Annotated in this window: 15 protein-coding genes; 6 read left to right on the top strand and 9 right to left on the bottom strand. The window is 62.1% G+C overall.

Features of this window, described 5'->3' with window-relative positions; translation table 11 throughout:
* Positions 1-355: 355 nt before the first annotated feature.
* Complete coding sequence (locus ACIGKQ_RS06780; protein ID WP_158037573.1) at positions 356-2,491, top strand: pentapeptide repeat-containing protein; 2,136 nt, start codon at positions 356-358, stop codon at positions 2,489-2,491.
* A 69-nt stretch (positions 2,492-2,560) separates the two neighbouring features.
* Here the strand turns inward: ACIGKQ_RS06780 and ACIGKQ_RS06785 are convergent, their stop codons facing one another.
* From ACIGKQ_RS06785 to ACIGKQ_RS06800, 4 genes are all read right to left on the bottom strand, one after another.
* On the bottom strand, positions 2,561-3,820 hold the full coding sequence (locus ACIGKQ_RS06785; protein WP_096905832.1) for an IS256 family transposase: 1,260 nt from the start codon (positions 3,818-3,820) through the stop codon (positions 2,561-2,563).
* Positions 3,821-4,385: 565 nt separating this feature from the next.
* A complete protein-coding gene (locus ACIGKQ_RS06790) occupies positions 4,386-4,895 on the bottom strand; it encodes an RES family NAD+ phosphorylase (protein ID WP_075862387.1) in 510 nt (169 codons plus the stop codon).
* A gap of 3 nt (positions 4,896-4,898) precedes the next feature.
* Positions 4,899-5,237 (bottom strand): antitoxin Xre/MbcA/ParS toxin-binding domain-containing protein, encoded by a 339-nt coding sequence (locus ACIGKQ_RS06795; RefSeq protein ID WP_075862388.1) that lies wholly within the window; start codon positions 5,235-5,237, stop codon positions 4,899-4,901.
* 37 nt (positions 5,238-5,274) lie between these two features.
* Positions 5,275-6,501 (bottom strand): hypothetical protein, encoded by a 1,227-nt coding sequence (locus ACIGKQ_RS06800; RefSeq protein ID WP_396572884.1) that lies wholly within the window; start codon positions 6,499-6,501, stop codon positions 5,275-5,277.
* A gap of 399 nt (positions 6,502-6,900) precedes the next feature.
* On the opposite strand from ACIGKQ_RS06800, the gene ACIGKQ_RS06805 reads away from it, so the two are divergent.
* Positions 6,901-7,050 carry a hypothetical protein gene (locus ACIGKQ_RS06805; protein ID WP_158037433.1) on the top strand — a complete coding sequence of 50 codons (150 nt, stop codon included), beginning with the start codon at positions 6,901-6,903 and terminating at the stop codon, positions 7,048-7,050.
* 581 nt (positions 7,051-7,631) lie between these two features.
* Here ACIGKQ_RS06805 and ACIGKQ_RS06810 read toward each other — a convergent pair.
* From ACIGKQ_RS06810 to ACIGKQ_RS06830, 5 genes are all read right to left on the bottom strand, one after another.
* Positions 7,632-7,946 carry a hypothetical protein gene (locus ACIGKQ_RS06810; RefSeq protein ID WP_139319378.1) on the bottom strand — a complete coding sequence of 105 codons (315 nt, stop codon included), beginning with the start codon at positions 7,944-7,946 and terminating at the stop codon, positions 7,632-7,634.
* 79 nt (positions 7,947-8,025) lie between these two features.
* On the bottom strand, positions 8,026-8,229 hold the full coding sequence (locus tag ACIGKQ_RS06815; RefSeq protein WP_075862389.1) for a hypothetical protein: 204 nt from the start codon (positions 8,227-8,229) through the stop codon (positions 8,026-8,028).
* Positions 8,230-8,337: 108 nt separating this feature from the next.
* A protein-coding gene (locus ACIGKQ_RS06820; RefSeq protein WP_085948641.1) for an IS3 family transposase occupies positions 8,338-9,503 on the bottom strand; the annotation gives its coding sequence in 2 pieces (ribosomal slippage) (positions 8,338-9,216 and positions 9,219-9,503; 1,164 coding nt in all).
* Positions 9,504-9,777: 274 nt separating this feature from the next.
* Complete coding sequence (locus tag ACIGKQ_RS06825) at positions 9,778-10,563, bottom strand: RNA polymerase sigma factor (RefSeq protein WP_396572885.1); 786 nt, start codon at positions 10,561-10,563, stop codon at positions 9,778-9,780.
* A 60-nt stretch (positions 10,564-10,623) separates the two neighbouring features.
* Positions 10,624-10,890 (bottom strand): helicase associated domain-containing protein, encoded by a 267-nt coding sequence (locus tag ACIGKQ_RS06830; protein ID WP_084813117.1) that lies wholly within the window; start codon positions 10,888-10,890, stop codon positions 10,624-10,626.
* Between the two features lie 301 nt (positions 10,891-11,191).
* Between ACIGKQ_RS06830 and ACIGKQ_RS06835 the strand changes: the two genes are divergently transcribed.
* Genes ACIGKQ_RS06835 through ACIGKQ_RS06850 form a run of 4 tightly spaced genes read left to right on the top strand, consistent with a single transcriptional unit; the run spans position 11,192 to position 17,455 of the window.
* On the top strand, positions 11,192-13,024 hold the full coding sequence (locus ACIGKQ_RS06835) for an N-6 DNA methylase (RefSeq protein ID WP_075862391.1): 1,833 nt from the start codon (positions 11,192-11,194) through the stop codon (positions 13,022-13,024).
* Positions 13,021-14,184 carry a restriction endonuclease subunit S gene (locus tag ACIGKQ_RS06840; RefSeq protein WP_075862392.1) on the top strand — a complete coding sequence of 388 codons (1,164 nt, stop codon included), beginning with the start codon at positions 13,021-13,023 and terminating at the stop codon, positions 14,182-14,184. The genes ACIGKQ_RS06835 and ACIGKQ_RS06840 overlap by 4 nt, the downstream gene beginning before the upstream one ends.
* Positions 14,181-17,126 carry a type I restriction endonuclease subunit R gene (locus ACIGKQ_RS06845; protein ID WP_075862393.1) on the top strand — a complete coding sequence of 982 codons (2,946 nt, stop codon included), beginning with the start codon at positions 14,181-14,183 and terminating at the stop codon, positions 17,124-17,126. The genes ACIGKQ_RS06840 and ACIGKQ_RS06845 overlap by 4 nt, the downstream gene beginning before the upstream one ends.
* Positions 17,126-17,455 carry a M48 family metallopeptidase gene (locus tag ACIGKQ_RS06850; RefSeq protein ID WP_075862394.1) on the top strand — a complete coding sequence of 110 codons (330 nt, stop codon included), beginning with the start codon at positions 17,126-17,128 and terminating at the stop codon, positions 17,453-17,455. The genes ACIGKQ_RS06845 and ACIGKQ_RS06850 overlap by 1 nt, the downstream gene beginning before the upstream one ends.
* Positions 17,456-17,765: the final 310 nt, after the last annotated feature.

Below are 17,765 nucleotides of genomic sequence, written 5' to 3' on the forward strand. Positions count from 1 at the left end.
TTGCTACCTGCCATGTCGTCGTCGATTCTTCCTGCCCAAACACTCGGGCAACAGAGTCGCACAACAACTGGACCACTACGAAGGGCCCACCTCACTATGCATAGCATCTGCGACGCAGAACACCCTGGCGCTGCATACGGTTGGCAACCCTCGCGGCCGAGCACCTCGCGGTCGTTGTCCACCTCCAGCTGGTGGCAGCTGTGCTCGAATGGAAGCCTGCGGACAACATCGACAACCCAGATCCAGCCCGTCGCCTCGGCACCCTGCAACCCCTAGACCCCAGCCTAGATCCGCTAACTCGACTCCCCGTGTGGGCTGCTCGCTCGACGTCCGTTGTAATAGAGTTACAAATGAAATGGAGCCCACCTCTAGCGGCGAGCGCGCCCTCTTGTGCGCGATCAGCGCCGGTCAGGCCTGCAACCTACGCCCTCAAAACGAGCGCAATCACCATCCGTCAGCTCTCGACGCCGCAGGATGGGGTGACGATAGGGTGGTGCGCGCCGCCTTTCTAGAGCACACTTTATTGGAACGCGAAGCGGCAGTGAACCTGAGCGGAGCCAGGGTCGACGGCAATCTCGACCTGCAGGGTGAACGCATCTGCCTCAGCATCACAGGCTCGGTGCTAAACGGCGACACAAAATTCGCCGGGGCGACCTTCGCCGGCGGAGATTCAAGGTTCGAGGGTACCGCCTTTGTCGGCAAAGCTTGGTTTGACGAAGTTACCTTCACCGGCGATGCCCGGTTCGACAAGGCGACCTTCATGGGCCATGCCCGGTTCGACGAAGCGACCCTCACTGGCAAAGCCCAGTTTCAGGAGACCACGTTCACCGATGACGCGCGGTTCGACGGAGCGACCTTTACCGGCGATGCCCGATTTCAGCAGGCAACCTTCGGCCGCCGGGCCTCGTTCGAACGGCTAACATGCACCGGCGATACCTTATTTACCCGTGCGAGGTTCACCGACACCGCCTCTTTCGACAGGACGATCTTTATTGGCGACGCCTGGTTTCGGGAGGCTACATTCACCCGCCACGCCAACTTCGGTGAGGTGAATTTCATCCGCCACGCAGACTTCGGCGGCGCGACCTTCACTAGCGACGCCCAATTCGGAGCGGCTATCTTCACCGGCGACGCCCGATTCGGGGCGGCTATATTCACCGGCGACGCAAAGTTCGCCGAGGCAATCGTCACCGGCTCAGCCGAGTTCCGCGGTGCGACGTTCTCTAACAACGCCCAGTTCGAGAACGCTCGGTTTCGACTACTGGACTGGTCGCAGACTCAGTGGTCGTCGCCGACTATCCGATCGACCGGTCTGGCGACTACGAGGGTCCGGCTTGATCGCGCGGTGTTTGACGCACCAGCACGGTTAGACATAACCACGGGGAAGGTGTCGGCGGACTGGTTGAGGGCGACGAGTCGGCTGCATCTCGTAGTTTCCGGCGCAGTAGTCGATCTGCCGGATGCGGAACTGGCACCGGGGTCGTTGATCAGCGAAGCTTTGGCAGACCATCCCTCAACGGAGCCTGAGAACCACAGAACTTGGGTGCGCGTCCCACCGCTCGCAGGCAGCCGCCTAAACGTTCTGTACCCGAGGCCCGCAAGGCGGCAACTGTCCGCTGCACAGTGGGCCGATTACGTCCTCGCCCTGCTACGGCTAGATATCGCGCTGACCGAGGCCTTACCGGCAGGCCAGCGCTCAAGCATAAGATCGTTGCAGCGAGCGCAAGTGACTGGGGTAACCATCTCAGGAATGGACCTAACGAGTTGCACATTCGCTGCGGCCTACGGACTTGATGCTTTGACTATCACCGGCGACAACATTATGTCGAGCAGCCGCGGGGACCGTGAGAAGGACAAACGCCCGCAGCAGACTTGCGGTAGACACTGGTGGCGAACCGACCGCCGTGTAATCAACGATGAGCTCAGACGAGATAGCACCGCCATCAGGGACAGTCGCGAGCGAGAGGGTGAGGACTCAGATCCGCTGTCGGCACGAGAGGTGTCGGCCATCTATCGATCTCTCCGAAAAGCACTCGAAGATGCCAAAGATGAACCGGGGGCTGCCGACTTTTACTACGGCGAGATGGAGATGCGTCGTCAAGCCGCTGGGCTGCTTTCCGTGGAGCGATGGATACTAGCTACTTACCGAGTAGTATCGGGGTACGGGTTACGCGCCTGGCGGGCGGTTGCCAGTCTCGCCGCCATTATCGGTCTCGCCGCTCTTTGCTTTATTCGTGGTGAGAAACCGCCGTTTGGTTGGGAATTGGTCCGCAAGAATGATTCTTCCACTCCCCCATTGATTGATCCCGACAGTCATCTCTGGCCTCTAGCTTTCGCCGCACAGGAAGCAGTCGCGCTCTTTCGACCAGCCGGAGCAGCAGGGGCAACTCTCGTCGGCATCGGCGTGTTCATCGACCTCTCCATCCGAATCTTAGGCCCCATACTTCTCGCTCTGGCGGTACTCGCAATACGCAACCGTACCAAACGCTAGAGTGGTGCCAAGAACTGACGGTCAAGCCCCTGGAAGTGGTGCAACTGAATGGTGATCCTTCGTGGGTGGTCAGGCGGGTAGTTGCATCAGGTCATCGGTGCTCACCTCCGTCGGCGAGCTGGTGGCGGGGTCGGTGGTCAGGGTGAGTCGGCAGCGGCTGAGGACTTCGAGACCGAGGTAGCGGCGGCCTTCGGCCCATTCGTCGGTCTGCTCGGCCAGGACGGCGCCGATGAGGCGAACGATGGCATCCCGGTTCGGGAAGATCCCGACCACGTCGGTGCGGCGTCGGATCTCCCGGTTGAGCCGCTCGGTGGGGTTGTTGGACCAGATCTGCCGCCACACATCGTCGGGGAACGCGATAAACGCCAGCAGGTCCTCGCGGGCATCGCCGAGGTGGTCAGCAACCTCGGGCAGTCTGCCTTCGGTGTAGTCCAAGAGCCGGTCGAACTGGGCATTGACAGCCTCGGCGGTGGGCTGGTCGTAGACGCTATGCAGCATCGCCTTCACGGCCGGCCACATCGACTTGGGGCACGCGGCCATGAGGTTTGCGGCGTAGTGGGTGCGACAGCGCTGCCAGGCGGCCCCGGGCAGGTTCGCCGCGATCGCCTCGATCAGCCCGGCGTGGGCATCGGAGGTCACCAGCCGGACTCCGCCCAGGCCACGGGCCACCAGGTCGGCGAAGAAGGTGTTCCACGAGGCCTTCGTCTCGCTGGTGGCGACTTGCATGCCCAGGACCTCGCGGTGGCCGTCACCGTTGACCCCGGTGGCCAGCAGCACCGAGGCTTTGACGACCTGCTTGTTCTCCCGGACCTTGATCGTCAGCGCATCGGCGGTGACGAACGTGAACGGTCCGGCCTCGTCCAGGCGCCGGTGCCGGAACGCCGCGACCTGCTCATCGAGGTCTTCGGCCATGCGGGAGACCTGGGACTTGGACAGCGAGTCGATGCCGAGAGTTTTGACCAGCTTGTCCATCCGGCGGGTGGAGACCCCGGCCAGGTAGCAGTCCGCCACGACGGTGATCAGCGCGGATTCGGCCCGCTTGCGACGCTCGAGCAGCCACTCGGGAAAGTAGGAGCCCGAGCGGAGCTTGGGGATGGCGACGTCGACGGTGCCGACCCGGGTATCCAGGGGCCGGTGGCGATAACCGTTGCGGTAGTTGGTGCGCTCTGACGAGCGGGCGTTCCACTCGGCGCCGCACACGGCGTCGGCGTCCGCGGACAGCAGGGCGTTGATCATGGTCTGCAGCAGCTCGCGCATCAGATCCGGTGACGCGTCGGTCAGGGCTTGGCTAAGCAGGCCTGCAGGGTCGACAATATGGGGTGCGGTCATCGTGATGACTCCGTTCGAGGATTCGGTAGAAGGTTGACTCGAAGGATCACACGGTGGCCGCTCTACATCCGTACACAACACGGAATCGCAGACGATCTCGGCCACCGAGTTACACCACTCTATGGGGCACTACTGAACTGACAATCTGTATATGCGTCACGTCGTCGATCGTGGCCGTAATAAAATTGCAAGTGCGTGTTGCAGACACAAACGCGCCTGCGCCTAAATAGGTACACCCTCGCCGACAAAGTACATGAAACTACGGTAGCAAACTAACGATTTCGAGCACCGATACAACTCTGAGCCTGGCAATTTAAGGGCGCGACCACTCCGTCCCTTGTCCCGGCTATCCGGCGACAAATATCGGGTACGCCCAGCAGCTCGATCTGCATTGCCCCGAGCTAATGGCTGTATACGGGCCGTTTTAGCAGGCGGGTACCCCCGCCTAACCCGCGTCGTCGACCATTGAAAGTAGCAACCGCAGGAAGGAGGCGCCTCTCGTAAGCCGGCCAAGAATGCGGCTTCGCTCTTATGGCGTCTCGTGCCGAGCCGCGCGGAGTGACAATTATGTGATCTCTTCTGGGAGTGCTGCTCGTTCGAGGGCGGCGTCGGCTCCGAGTTCGTTGATAAAGATGACCACATTGGTCCCGTCAGATCGCGCACTCGGAACGATTAGGGCGTCGAATCCCAGAAACGCTGCGTGCTCACCGATTCGTTGACACTTCGTGAAGTTTGGGTCTTCGATATCGCCTGGCGATAAGCCAAGGGAATCAAAGTCTGCGGCCGTTATCCGAAGGGCTTTCGATGCACTCGCCCGAAGCTTATAGACGAACCGTCGAGCCTTGGGACGCAGCGGCTGCGAGTCGATAGCGTGCTGCCCCTCTGCGACCGCAGTGCCCCGCTCACTCGAAGTGTATATCGCGGCTAGGCCGGGCGGGTTCCATCGTGCCCCTCGTGTATTTGATAGCTCCGGAGGGTTGTCATTAAACATGTGCCGCCACAGCGTCACATTTACCAGTGACTCAGAGCCGAGCTGTTCGATTGCATCGAGAAGGCTGGGATCGTGGATCGCCATCAGTCAGATGTACGCGCCGTCACGGAGCTGATCAATCAGAGCTAGAACGGCGTCGATATCGCCGTCGGCGATCTTCTCGGCTGGGCGCTTTCCAGACAGCAGCTTGTGGGGGCTGTATAGCCATAACCGGGCGTCCTCCGGTTCGTAGAACTCGGCAAGCTGATTGATGAGCCATTCCAACGCGAGAAGCTGGTGCAGCTTGGCGGGTTGGGGATCGACCCGCCCCTGCTGCCATCTCGATACAGTCTGCGGCGTTGTGGCGAGTAGCTCCGCGATTTCTCGTGACCGGACTCCGCCATGGCTCTTGATCGAGTCCAAGCGCTGGGCGATCGCGCCCGTCATTGCTCCTCCTGTGTACTGACTATTTGTGTAGTTCCACTCATGCGGACCTCCGCACTCGCTTGCCGGCCGCGGGAGGGCTGAAACTGTGAGCCGGGTTGTCAGTCAGATCGGCCCCGAAAGTTCCTCGCCAGCTGTCGAGGCGCCGGCGGACTACGGACAGCGCAGGCTCTGCCTCCGAAGCACGAATAGCTTTGTCCGAAGCCGGTCGAAGAAACCCTTCAAGGTACGAACCTGCGCGGAGTGTGTCTGGGGTGTTGGACAGAGATGCAACTTCCTGCGCACGCTGGGTGACAAAGTGTTCCCGGTACCTGCCGGGGGTGTCCTTCCACCCGCGTCGGCAGCAAGACGTGTCAAGGCATGCGTGCGCCGCTTTCATTCCTGGCCGGTTGAGCAGCGTCTGCGCTTTGCTCAGCTCCAAAAAAGCGCCAAGCTGATGTAAGTAGATGCGCGCTTCACCCCCGCCTCCGCCGGACTTCTTCGGCTTGCGCAGCCACCGGGACAAATCTGTTGTCTCGTTCACTGTCACGCCAGATTCGATGCCGCCAAGTGCGCCAAATGCCATCAGGCCTACGCCAACAGCGCCAGTATGCTCACCCACCAGCGGGCGACCAAGCTCGTGCATATGGCGGCATGCAGCCAGGTAACGCTTCAACGCAAGGGGACCCGATGTCGATGTGCCAAACGGGTGAATTCGGAGCCACAGCGCATCGATGGGCAGGGGTCGAAGATGCTCCTGGATCTGCTGCCGCCAATCTGCGTCGTAGAAGTTGTTGCTTCTTGCGATTAACGGATAGTAGATCGGTACGTCCGTTAGGCCATTGCGGTCCAGCGAGGAACGCAACCCGGTAGTAAGGTCCGCGTCGATTTCTAGCCACGGATCATCTGCAGTCGCGAGGAAGTGCGTTGGGGCTAGCACTGCGGAATGGCCCGCCTCGTCAACCATGTCGACGAGCTGAGCGCATAGATCAGCTCCGGCCTGACCGTAAAGATTGTCCGGAACGTGTGGCGCATTCGAACCCCAAGGCAGGTCATGAACACCACCCCGGAGCATTCCTCCCGGCGTTGAAAGGTCGAGGGAACGAGGATCCAGCACCGTCTCCACTCCGCGTTGCCGCGCCTCAACCCACAAGTCCTTGTGCCGCTCGTGACAGGCAGGATCAGCGATCAGACCGGTCCCAGTATTGCGCCCATCGACCAGCATCTGAGCCAGAAAGGAGTGGTCGTTTCGACCCACACGAAGATACGACCCCAGCGGGTCGCTCACTGGGCGCAGCGTTCGGATCATTCCGCCTCCTGATGTATGAACACATACTAGCGCAGATCCATGAACATACAAGTTCACACGCCCTCGGCCAGCTACCGCCAAGCACATCTCCACGACGGGGCGGGGTCTCGCCCGCTCTCATACCAGCGCCTCCTGCAAGGAGATCTATCCCTGACGGCCCAAACCGCTCAACGGACCGGACGGGTGACTCCCGCACCCGAACCATGATGCCTTCGCCCACCGTCGACGACACCCGAATCTGGCGCTCATCGGACATTGCCTACAGCAGCAGGCACGCCTCGCCTGCTTCGCGTCGCCCTGGTGGGGTGTCACGCACTGTTCACACGATCGCTGACGGAAAACCACGCCGCGCCGGGCATTCCCGTCGACACTGACGACATGCCCGAACGAGTCGATTGGACCCGTGAGCGACAAGCAATGCTCGCGTTCGCACTGCGATGGGCACCCCACGGCGGCGACCCCGACGACATCTGGACCACATTCGGCGTCTCAGATCGGACGTACTTCCTGCGCCTACGCACGCTCTGACCCAAGCGCGCCCCACCGCCGTCGACGACAGCACCTGGCAGCGGCTACAGCAACTGAGCACCGACCGCCTCACCACTGACCCCGAAGTCGCCTAACACTCTTCCACTCCACCGGTATTTGAAGCGGTCACCAGGCCCCTCACCCCCTCTCACCCTCCCCCTGGTCAGCTGCTGCGGACGACCCAGTCGCTACAAAGTGCAGGCGTGGCCCCACTCGGCGTCGCTACTCCGCCGTCGTCGCCGTCGGGACGTTTTCACCAGCTTCTGGACCAGTGAGGACGACGCTGGGCCCGACGGTGCGCGAACACAGACGCGAACCGTCTCGGTAAGGAGATGTGACCATGTCACGACCGCTGGAACAGCGTCGGTTATGACGTTCGGCCATGTACTGCCCTGCCCCCCTGATGATTACGATTTCCGATACTAGATATTATGACATTTCTACAGTCGAGAGGCTTGCCTATCGGCAACTCTGGGTCGTTCGGGGGGCGTTGGCCACGGATGACTCAACCCACTCGCCGCGCCGACCCGAGCGAGATCACGACGATCGAGTGCTGCCGGGCAGGCCTTGTGGCCGATGGTCTAGCTGTCGATCTCTGCGTACGTGGTACCAAGCTGCGTTGCCGCCTGGCGGGTAAGGATGATCGTGTAGTGGGCGCCGCTGTTGAGTGCGCCCCAGCCGTCGTCACGTCGGCCTTGGTCGTACGTGTCGATCAGGGCATTTGCGTCATGGGTCAAATGACGGTGGTCGCAGGAGATCTCGTCGTTGACGAACAGTTCGTGTGTGGTGCCAGCGCTATTGCAGACGAGGATTGCGCAGCCAGGGGGTGCGCTGCGCAGTTGGGTAGGACGCTCGCTCCAGGGGCGGACGGTTGCTCTGATGTGGTCGAAAGTCATTGTGTTCTCCTTGCGTGCTGTTGCAGATGGGAGGGGCGGTGGACAGCTTCCCCACCGCACCACCCCTCCCTGTAAATGGTCAGCCGTTCTCGGTGACCGTTGTGTTGGGGTGCCGCGTCGTAGTGGCTTTAGTGACGTAGCGGCCAGTGATGGCGCTGCGATGGCTGGTCCCGGAGCTGCGGTTGCGTCCGGTCTCCGTCACCGTGGTGCGCGGGTGTCGTGCCGCGGTGCCGCGGGTGACGTAGCGGCCAGTAATGGCGCTGCGTGCGTGGCCCTTTGCCATGGTTCCTCCTTGTTGGTGGCCCTCTCCTTGTTGAGCGGGTCATCTACTACTAAGTGACGGCTGGCGGGAAACCCCTGGGCCTGGTGCACGGATAGGTGACAGGGTTAGTCACGCGGCCTGAGGGGCCTCGTGGTTGATGATGGTCTCGAATTCAATGGGGGTCAATCTGCCGAGGCGGTCCTGTCGTCTGCGGCGGTGGTAGGTCCGTTCGATCCAGTGCACGATGGCGGCCCGGAGCTCGTCTCTGGTGGCCCAGGATCGACGGTCGAGGACGTTGTTCTGTAGCAGCGAGAAGAAGCTCTCCATCGCCGCGTTGTCACCACACGCACCGACCCTGCCCATCGACCCGAGCATGCCGTGCCGGGTGATGGCCTTCTGCATCTTCTTCGAACGAAATTGAGACCCTCTATCGCTGTGCAGAACGCAGCCGGCCACGTCCCCTCGCCTGGCGACAGCGCTGTTCAGGGCGGCCACGGCCAGGCGGGACTTCATTCTCGAGTCGATCGAGTACCCGACGATCCGGCCCGAGTAGACGTCCTTGATCGCGCACAGGTACAGCTTGCCCTCGGCCGTCCAGTGCTCGGTGATGTCGGTCAGCCACAGCTCGTTGGGGCCGGGCGCGGTGAAGTCTCTCTTGACGAGATCGTCGTGTACAGGCGGGCCGGCCTTGCGGTGCTTGCCGCGGCCTCTCTTGCTGATGGTGCTGGTCCAGCCGCCGGCGGAGCAGATCCGCCACGCCGTCCGCCGGCACATCTTCTCGCCTGCGGCTTCGGCCTCGTCGGCGAGGTAGCGGTAGCCGAACTCCGGGTCTTCGCGGTGGGCGTCGAACAGGGCGTTGGCCCGGTACGCCTCGGCGAGCTCGGCGTCGGTGATCGGGTTCTTGCGCCACCGGTAGTAGGGCTGGCGAGCGATCTTGAGTACCCGACACGCCACCGTGACGGGGATGCCGTCAGCGGCCAGCTCACTCACGAGCGGGTACCACCTTTTCCCGGCAGATTCGCTTGGGACAGGTACGCCGCCGCCCGGCGTAAGACCTCGTTCTCCTGTTCAAGCAGGCGCACACGCCGCTTGGCCTCGCGCAGCTCACGCGATTCGGCCGACGTGGTGCCGGGCTTGATCCCGGCCTCCACGTCGGCCTTGCGGATCCACTTGTTCAGGGTCATCGGGTGGATACCGAAGTCGGCAGCGATCTGTTCGAGAGTCACACCGTCTTCACGGTTCTGGGCGACGCGGACAACGTCGTCGCGGAACTCCTGGGGATAGGGCTTGGGCACAGCTGGCATCCTTCCAGGCCGCCCGGCAGGGCAAGCCAGATCAGATGTCACCTACTCGTGCACCAGCCCCCCTGAATGTTGTTGTGTGGTGGCTTCGAGTGTCATGGCTGCTGGTTGGACCTGGTGGTGTCAGCATTTCGTCGGGCGGCTTGTTGGGCCACGGCGCGGCCGCGTTGCGCGGGCACACTGCGCCGGGCTGCGCGTGCGGATGCGGTACCGAGTGACGAGTTCTCGATTAGTTGTTGAATCATGTGACGGCGGTCTGCAGGTGTGCTCATGATGAGCGTCTCGCTCTCTTCTTCTGGTAGGTGATCATGTTTTCGATGGCTTTGGCGCCCCCGGCGATTCCCAGGTAGTCAGCAATTTCCTGGTAGGGGTATCCCTGTGCGTGCATGACCAGGGCGCTTCGCGCTCTGGGTGTGGTGATCGATCGAAGGGCGTGGCGGACGGCGTCGCTGGTGATGACTGCGTCTTCTATGCCGTGAAGGGTGCGGGCGACGAGTGCTATTGAGTCGTCGTCGGCGATGATCTCGTTGGTGCGGCGGAGGAGTTCGGCGTCGAAGAGACGCCGGTAGCAGTTAGGGAATCGGAACAGGCACTGCCCGATGAAGTAGGTGCGCAGGCTGGCTCCTTTGGTGGGGTCCCACTTGCCGGCGATGAGCACGTTGTTCTTGAAGTAGCTGAGGGCTTCGATGACTACGTCGTCGGCAAGCTCGACGACTGTGTGTTGATCGCCGGGCCAGTCCACGAGGGTGGGTAGGCCATATCCGGTCCGCCGTTTGACCTTGGAAAAGATAGTTCTTTTGTGTATCCAACTGGTGATCACCGCCAGCCCATAGCGGGCAAGCTCCTCAGCGACCGGATTCCAGTCTCGGTCGGCGAAGCCACTGAGTTGTAAGGCGAGAAGCAGTTCCTCGTCGCCGCCGAGACGCTCGATGAGGTCGCTGGTGGGGCGATCGAACTCAGCATCGGAGAGCCATAATGAGACTTCGCCTGCGTCTGCCGGTTCTAAGTGCATGCCAGCATCGGCTGCGCGGCTGGTGGGCCGGGCTCGATCCATGGCTAGTCTCCGGGCTGCTTGAGGGTGGGCACCCCGAAGCCCTTCGGGGTGTACACCCTCTTAAGTGTCGGCCGACCGGAAATCCCTGAAAGTTTCTTCAATCAATTTTGATGGCCGCCAAAACCCCATCTTACCTGCAGAAACGCGGAGAGTCCGGATCCGCTCGGCCGACAACCGGCCCCGGCGGTACTCGGTGCGCCGGCTATCGACCCACCGGCCAATCGGGAACCCGTCGATGGTGTCGCGTTGACGCGGGTTGCTGGTGCCATACGCGGCGACGTAGCGGTGCAGGTGCGCGACTCCGGCATCGAATCGAGCCTCACTCATCCGACCCCTCGTGCCTCGCCAGGAGAAGGGTACCCATTCTGGGAGGTCCCGGCGGCGGCAGAGCCGGCGCCAACGATTGACGCGCACCCGACAACCAGCGCCGAACCGGCGACCACGAGATGAATGCGGAGGCTGCGGGAATGCAGCATTGGAGTGAGAGCTTTGGTCGAAAGGAGACCTGGACCCTCGTGCGGTCCGTCGAGACGGTCGTCGTCGAGAAGCCCTCTTATACAGACCCTCCTTTCTCTCGATCACGGCGGTCCGCTTGTGAATGTCATATCACTATGCAAAGATAACATACATGACAGACTTATCGGCCGCTCCGGCCCTCCTGCGGGCTATTCGCGCCTCGCTTGATCTGACGCAAGCCGAGCTGGCTGCGCGGATCGGGGTTTCGTTCGCCACGGTCAACAGGTGGGAGGGCGGAGCCAACAAGCCGCAGCGGGCCCAACTGGCGAGGATCACTGCGCTGGCCGAAGAGGCCGGCGTCGACGTCGGTGATGCCCCAGTCACGGGCGGCGCGGTTGTGGCCCGGCGTCGCGGCCGCCAGGCCAAGCCGGCGACGCCGACCACCAAGCCGATGGAGCAGATGCTGTGGGACGCGGCCTGCTCGATTCGTGGCGAGAAGGATGCGCCGAAGTTCAAGGACTACCTGCTCCCGCTGTTGTTCTTGAAGCGCCTATCGGATGTCTTCGACGACGAAATCGACCGCCTCGCCGAGGAGTACGGCGATCGCGAGGTCGCCGTTGAGATCGCCGACAACGACCATGTTCTCCTCCGCTTCTATCTCCCACCCGAGTCTCGGTGGGCAGTCATAAGTGGTCGCACCCAGTACGACTGGCCGAACGACGAGCGCGGTCGTACGACCCGCCCCCGCGACATCGGAGAGCACCTGACCAAGGCGGTACGTGCGGTCGTCCGCTTCAACCCGACGCTGGCAGGCGTTATCGACGTCGTCGACTTCGCGGCCGAGCGCAACAGCGAGCGAGACATCAACCCCGCCAAGCTCAACGGTGTAGTTGAGACCTTCTCGGATCCGCGCTACCGACTCGGCCTCGCTGATGTGCAGCCCGACTTCCTCGGTCGTGCCTACGAGTACCTCCTCCGCAAGTTCGCCGAGGGCTCCGGCCAGAGCGCCGGCGAGTTCTTCACGCCGACCGAGGTCGGCTTCCTCATGGCCCGGATCTTGCGCCCGAAGCCCGGCCAGACCTGCCACGACTACGCCTGCGGATCGGCCGGGCTCCTCATCAAGCTCCAGCTTGTTGCCAGCGAGCTTGATCCGACCGCGAAGGTGCCGCTGAAACTATACGGGCAGGAACTCCAGGCCGAGAGCTATGCGGTCGCACGGATGAACGCGATCATCCACGACATGGACGTCGACCTCCGGCGGGGCGACACCATGATCAACCCGAAGTTCCGTACGCCCTCCGGCTCACTCGACCAGTTCGACCTCGTCGTCGCTAATCCGATGTGGAACCAGCCCTTTGGCGCCAGCATCTTCGAGGACGACCCCTACGACCGCTTCATCAAGAACGGAGGAGCGACTTCGGGCAAGGGTGACTGGGCTTGGCTTCAGCACACGCTCTCGGTCCTCAAGGACGGCGGCCGTGCCGCCGTGGTTCTCGACACCGGCGCTGTCACTCGCGGCTCCGGCTCGAAGAACGAGGACAAGGAACGCAACATTCGCAAGTGGTTCGTCGACCGGGACCTGATTGAGGGCGTCATCCTCATGCCCGACAACCTCTTCTACAACACCACCGCCGCAGGCGTAATCGTGGTGCTCAACAAGCGCAAGCCCGAGTCCAAGAAGGGCAAGATCACGCTCGTCAACGCCAGCAAGCGCTTCACCAAGGGCAGGCCCAAGAATCACCTCGCTGACGAGGCCGTTGCCAATCTCGCGAGGCTCTTCAACGCGAGCGAGCCTGTCGATGGCGAGGTCGCGGTCATCGAGATCTCGCAGGTTGCAGAGGCGGACTACAACCTCAGTCCGAGCAGGTGGGTAGTTCCGGTTGGGTCTGACGACACGGGCGATGTGGGGGTTCTGCTGAGCGAGTTGGAGAAGTGCCTCGCCGAGGAGGCGGGCCATGAGGCGCAACTCCAACGGGCATTTGCAAGCCTAAGGAAACTCGCATGAGCACTCAGACGATCCAACTGGACAAGCTGTGCGATCTCGTGAGTGTTCAGGTCAAGCCTGCCGACATGCGCGATGCGCCGTACCTGGGTCTCGAACATCTGGAGTCTGGGCGCCTCCTCCCCGCTGGGTTTGGTGGTGCTGACGAGGTGGGGAGTCAGAAGGCGGTCTTCGAGCCCGGAGACGTGCTCTACGGGAAGCTGCGGCCGTATCTCGACAAGGCAGTCCTGGCAGACCGCCACGGCATCGCCACAACCGAGTTGCTGGTACTGCGCCCAAAGCCTGAGGTCAGGCCAGAGTATCTGGTCTGTGTCGTTCACTCGCCTGCGTTCATCGACTTCGCCATTCAGGGTGTGACGGGTGCACAGCACCCGCGAACATCGTGGGCGCATATCCGCAACTTCGAGGTCCTTGATTGGGATGCCCACCAGCAGGAGTCGATCGCCGGACTCCTGTGGAGCCTGTACCGCCTACGGATGGCGACAGCAGCGGCAATCGAGTCGGCTTCGGGCTTGAAGCACTCATCGATGCGGCCGTTGTTCTCGCGGGGGCTGAGAGGGGACGAGCAGAAGGAAACCGAGATCGGCCCGGTCCCGTCGAGTTGGAGGGTCGGCGCGCTCCGAGACCTCGCTGAGTTTCAGAGAGGGTTCGACATCACGAAGAGCACGCAAGTCGTGACCGGAACTGTCCCCGTGGTTTCGTCTGGAGGAGTCAGGAGTTACCACGACACGGCCGCGGTTGAAGGCCCCGGCGTGGTCCTTGGAAGGAAGGGTTCGATCGGCAGCACCTATTACGTCGCGTCCGACTTCTGGCCGCACGACACGACACTCTGGTGCCGAGACTTCCACGGCAATCTGCCAAAGTTTGTCTTCTATCGGGTGCAAATCCTCGACTTGAAGCGCCTTGACTCTGGTGCGGCAAACCCCGCGCTGAACCGCAACTTCCTGCATGCCGAGACCATCAGCTGGCCGGGAGTCGACGAGCAGAAGGAGATCGTCGACGTTCTCGATGCTCTCGATCGCAAGATCGACCTGCTGTGTCGCAAGCGCGAGGTGCTGGACCAGCTCTTCAAGTCACTGTTGCACAAGCTGATGACGGGCGAGGTATCCGTTGACGACCTCGACCTGAGTGCGCTGCCGAAGCTCGAGGGGAGCGCTGCATGACTCAGATCAAGATCTCAGAGGCCAAGTCGGTGCAGTTCCCGATGGTGAAGCATGCTTCGGCGGTCGGATGGGAGCAGCTCACGCCAGAAGAGGCCGAGGGAATGCGGCGCGGCCGGGCGAACATGCTGTTTCCCGAGGTGATCGAGGACAAGCTGCGAGGGTTCAACGCGTGGCTGACCGAGGATCAGGCACGTGCCATCGTCGAGAGTATCGAGGCGCTCCCGGCGACGATCGAGGGCAACCGGGAGGTGCTCCGATGGTTGCGTGGCGAGCGCCAGTGGAACGACGAGAACGAGCAGCGACAGCGCCCCGTTCAGGTCGTCGACTATGCCGTCCCGGACCAGAACGCGCTGCAAGTCACCTGGGAGTGGAAGATCGAGCCGCCGGCACGCGCCAAGGGCAACCGCGCCGATGTCATGTTCGTCGTCAACGGCATCCCGGTGACCATCGTCGAACACAAGAACCCGAAGGATCGTGACGCCCTGACTAAGGCAGTCACCCAGCTCCGTCGCTACGAGAAGGAGACGCCCGAGCTCGTCACCCAGGCGCAACTGCACAACGAGACGCACCTCATCGACTACTGGTATGGCGTCACCTGGAACGTCAATCGCCGCATGCTCTTCAAGTGGAAGCACACGAGTGACGAGTTCTACCGCGACGCGGTTCAGGCGTTCTTCGAGCCGCGTGAATTCCTGCGAACGCTTCGCGAGTGGGTGCTCTTCTACGTTGAGGACGGCGAGACCCGGAAGTCTGTCCTCCGCGAGCACCAGCGCGGGGCTGTAGACGCCGTAGTCGAGCGCTGCGCCGACTCAACGAAAAACCGTGGGCTGATCTGGCACACCCAGGGCTCGGGCAAGACGTTCACCTTGCTTACTGCCGCCCAGCTGATCCTGAGCCAGAAGGACCGCTTCAAGAAGGCGACCGTCATCCTTGTCGTCGACCGCACTGAGCTAGAGGGCCAGCTCAAGGAGTGGGTCGACAGACTCCTTGGTGAGATGCAGGCCAACGACATCCCCGTCCGGCGGGCCAACAGCAGGGACGACCTGCAGAACATCTTTGACTCAGACTTTCGCGGACTCGTGGTCTCGATGATCCACAAGTTCGAGACGATCCGGAAGGACAGCTCTGACCGGGACAACATCTTCGTCTTCATCGACGAGGCTCACCGATCGGTCGCTGCCGACCTCGGGTCCTACCTGATGGCGGCCGTGCCGAACTCCACCATCATCGGCTTCACCGGAACTCCGGTCGGGGGCACGCAAGGCGGCGGGTCGGGATCGTTCCAGATCTTCGGCGCCCAGGACGAGAAGGGCTACCTGCACAAGTACTCGATCATCGAGTCCATCGACGACGAGACGACGTTGCCGATCAAGTACCTGCTTGCTCCGTCGACGATGTCCATGGAGCCTGAGGACCTCGACGAACAGTTCTACGCCCTCGCCAATGACGAGGACATCACTGACGTTGAGGAGCTCAACAAGATACTCCAGCGGGCTGTTGGCCTGCGTACCTTCCTTGGTGCAGACAGCCGTGTGAAGCAGGTGGCCGAGTTCGTCGCCAACCACTTCAAGGAGAACATCGACCCGTTGGGCTACAAGGCGTTTCTCGTTGCCGTCGACCGGGAAACATGCGCCAAGTATAAGCGCGCGCTAGACGAGCTGCTGCCGGTTGAATGGTCCGAGGTCGTCTACAGCAAGAACGCTAACGACGTCGTCGAGCGGCCGGATGTCCACGATCTCCAGCTCTCGGATGACCGGGAGAAGGAGGTGCGCCGCCAGTTCAAAAAGGCTGACCAGCAGCCAAAAATCCTGATTGTCACCGACAAACTGCTGACCGGATATGACGCGCCGGTGCTGTCCGCGATGTACCTCGACAAGCCGATGCGCGACCACGTGCTGCTCCAGGCGCTCGCCCGCGTGAACCGCCCCTACGTCGACAGCGAGGGAGTCCAGAAGAAAGTCGGCCTGGTGGTGGACTTCGTCGGCATCCTCAAAGAGTTACATAAGGCGTTGCGCTTCGACTCAGCCGACGTCGAGGGCGCGCTGGAAGACCTCGACGTGCTGCTGGCCGATCTGCTCGACAAGATCGACGCGGCATCGACCGAGTACCTCCAGGTCGAAAGCGGTCAGGGAGCCGACGAGCAGTTGGAGAGCCTCGTTTACGGCAAGTTCCTGACCGAGGACGCTCGCAAGGAGTTCTTCGACGCCTACCGCGACATCGAGTCTCTGTGGGAGATCCTCTCGCCGTCAGCAGAGTTGCGCGACCACATCACGACATACAAGCGGCTCTCCGTGCTGTACGCCGCTGTTCGAAATGCATACTCCGACGTGGGTAGCTTTACCGCCGACCTGGAGCACAAGACCAAACGGTTGATCGAGGAGAGCGCGACCCAGGAAGGTCTCGGCCGATTCAGCAAAGTTGCCACCTTCGACGTCGAGACACTGGAAGCCATCGGCAAGGACGACGGACCGCCGGAGGAAAAGGTCTACAACCTCCTGCGCGGCCTGCGGCAGGAGATCGAGGAAAATCCCGCCGCTGCTGTCGTGCTCCAGAGCATCAAGGAGAAGGCGGATCGCGTCATCGAAAACCTCGAAGAGCGGAAGGTCAACGGGCTCGCCGCCCTCGACGAACTGAAGGCAATTGCCGAGGAGAAGGACCGGCTGCGTGAGTTCGCAAAGAAGGCCGGGCTGTCGGATCGTGCCTTCGGCATCTATGCGGCACTCAGCAAGGAGCCCGCGCTGGAGGGCTCGAAGGTAGACATCCAGTGGATCGCGTCGACCATCGAGGTCGCCGTCGATCAGTTCCCGCACTGGAAGCAGAATCTGGACGAGCGTCGCCGCCTCCGCAGCGGCCTCTACAAGCCCCTGCTGGACAACAAGGTTCCCGCGAAAGCATGCAACGAGATCATCGAGAACGTCATGAACGTGCTGGAGAAGGTCTGATGGCGCGGCCCAAGATGATCCTGACTGCGGATCAGATGCTCACCCGCAGGGCGATGGCCTGGGCGACCAAGATCCGCGTGAATCCCACCCGCATCGTGATCGCTGAGCTGGAAACGAAGTGGGGTTCCTGTGCACCTGACGGCGTTGTCACCCTGGCCGGCGATCTCGTCGACATGCCCGAGGAGTTCCAGGACTACGTCGTGGTCCACGAACTGCTCCACCTGCGCTACCGCTCCCACGGCAAGGCGTTCACCGCCATGATGACCGCCCTCGTCCCCGACTGGCGAGAGCTCGAGATGTCAAGCCCCGTGAGGGAAGTGCGCAAGTGAGCGAGGCGGGCAACGTCGAGGGGCGTTGGGACGGGCATCTGATTAAGGTGCTCGAGGTGCTAGATGGGGGCGACGCGTTCCTGGGCCGCACTTCAAACGGTGGCACTGCCAGATTCTCGCTGGGATAACTGGCCGACCTTCGGAGGGGCTCCGTTGTCTTCGTGAGTGACGACAGATGGGAGGTAGTACCTAAGAATGCTTGGCCGGATGATTCTGTCGAGCTCACCTGACACCGCTTGTCGGTCTCGTTCAACACCATGCCTGGCGGGGACAAGATGGATGTCGATGAGCGGTGACACCACTGGCGGCT

Source organism: Gordonia sp. NPDC062954, from assembly GCF_044543825.1.
Taxonomy (GTDB): domain Bacteria; phylum Actinomycetota; class Actinomycetes; order Mycobacteriales; family Mycobacteriaceae; genus Gordonia; species Gordonia tangerina.

What these genes read in the sequence shown, in the direction of transcription:
- ACIGKQ_RS06790 (WP_075862387.1), bottom strand. Translation starts at nt 4,895, where the DNA reads ATGGCGATCCACGATCCCAGCCTTCTCGATGCAATCGAACAGCTCGGC.
- ACIGKQ_RS06845 (WP_075862393.1), top strand. Translation starts at nt 14,181, where the DNA reads ATGACTCAGATCAAGATCTCAGAGGCCAAGTCGGTGCAGTTCCCGATG.
- ACIGKQ_RS06805 (WP_158037433.1), top strand. Translation starts at nt 6,901, where the DNA reads ATGCCCGAACGAGTCGATTGGACCCGTGAGCGACAAGCAATGCTCGCG.
- ACIGKQ_RS06795 (WP_075862388.1), bottom strand. Translation starts at nt 5,237, where the DNA reads ATGACGGGCGCGATCGCCCAGCGCTTGGACTCGATCAAGAGCCATGGC.
- ACIGKQ_RS06815 (WP_075862389.1), bottom strand. Translation starts at nt 8,229, where the DNA reads ATGGCAAAGGGCCACGCACGCAGCGCCATTACTGGCCGCTACGTCACC.
- ACIGKQ_RS06840 (WP_075862392.1), top strand. Translation starts at nt 13,021, where the DNA reads ATGAGCACTCAGACGATCCAACTGGACAAGCTGTGCGATCTCGTGAGT.
- ACIGKQ_RS06780 (WP_158037573.1), top strand. Translation starts at nt 356, where the DNA reads ATGGAGCCCACCTCTAGCGGCGAGCGCGCCCTCTTGTGCGCGATCAGC.
- ACIGKQ_RS06850 (WP_075862394.1), top strand. Translation starts at nt 17,126, where the DNA reads ATGGCGCGGCCCAAGATGATCCTGACTGCGGATCAGATGCTCACCCGC.
- ACIGKQ_RS06785 (WP_096905832.1), bottom strand. Translation starts at nt 3,820, where the DNA reads ATGACCGCACCCCATATTGTCGACCCTGCAGGCCTGCTTAGCCAAGCC.
- ACIGKQ_RS06825 (WP_396572885.1), bottom strand. Translation starts at nt 10,563, where the DNA reads ATGGATCGAGCCCGGCCCACCAGCCGCGCAGCCGATGCTGGCATGCAC.
- ACIGKQ_RS06810 (WP_139319378.1), bottom strand. Translation starts at nt 7,946, where the DNA reads ATGACTTTCGACCACATCAGAGCAACCGTCCGCCCCTGGAGCGAGCGT.
- ACIGKQ_RS06835 (WP_075862391.1), top strand. Translation starts at nt 11,192, where the DNA reads ATGACAGACTTATCGGCCGCTCCGGCCCTCCTGCGGGCTATTCGCGCC.
- ACIGKQ_RS06830 (WP_084813117.1), bottom strand. Translation starts at nt 10,890, where the DNA reads ATGAGTGAGGCTCGATTCGATGCCGGAGTCGCGCACCTGCACCGCTAC.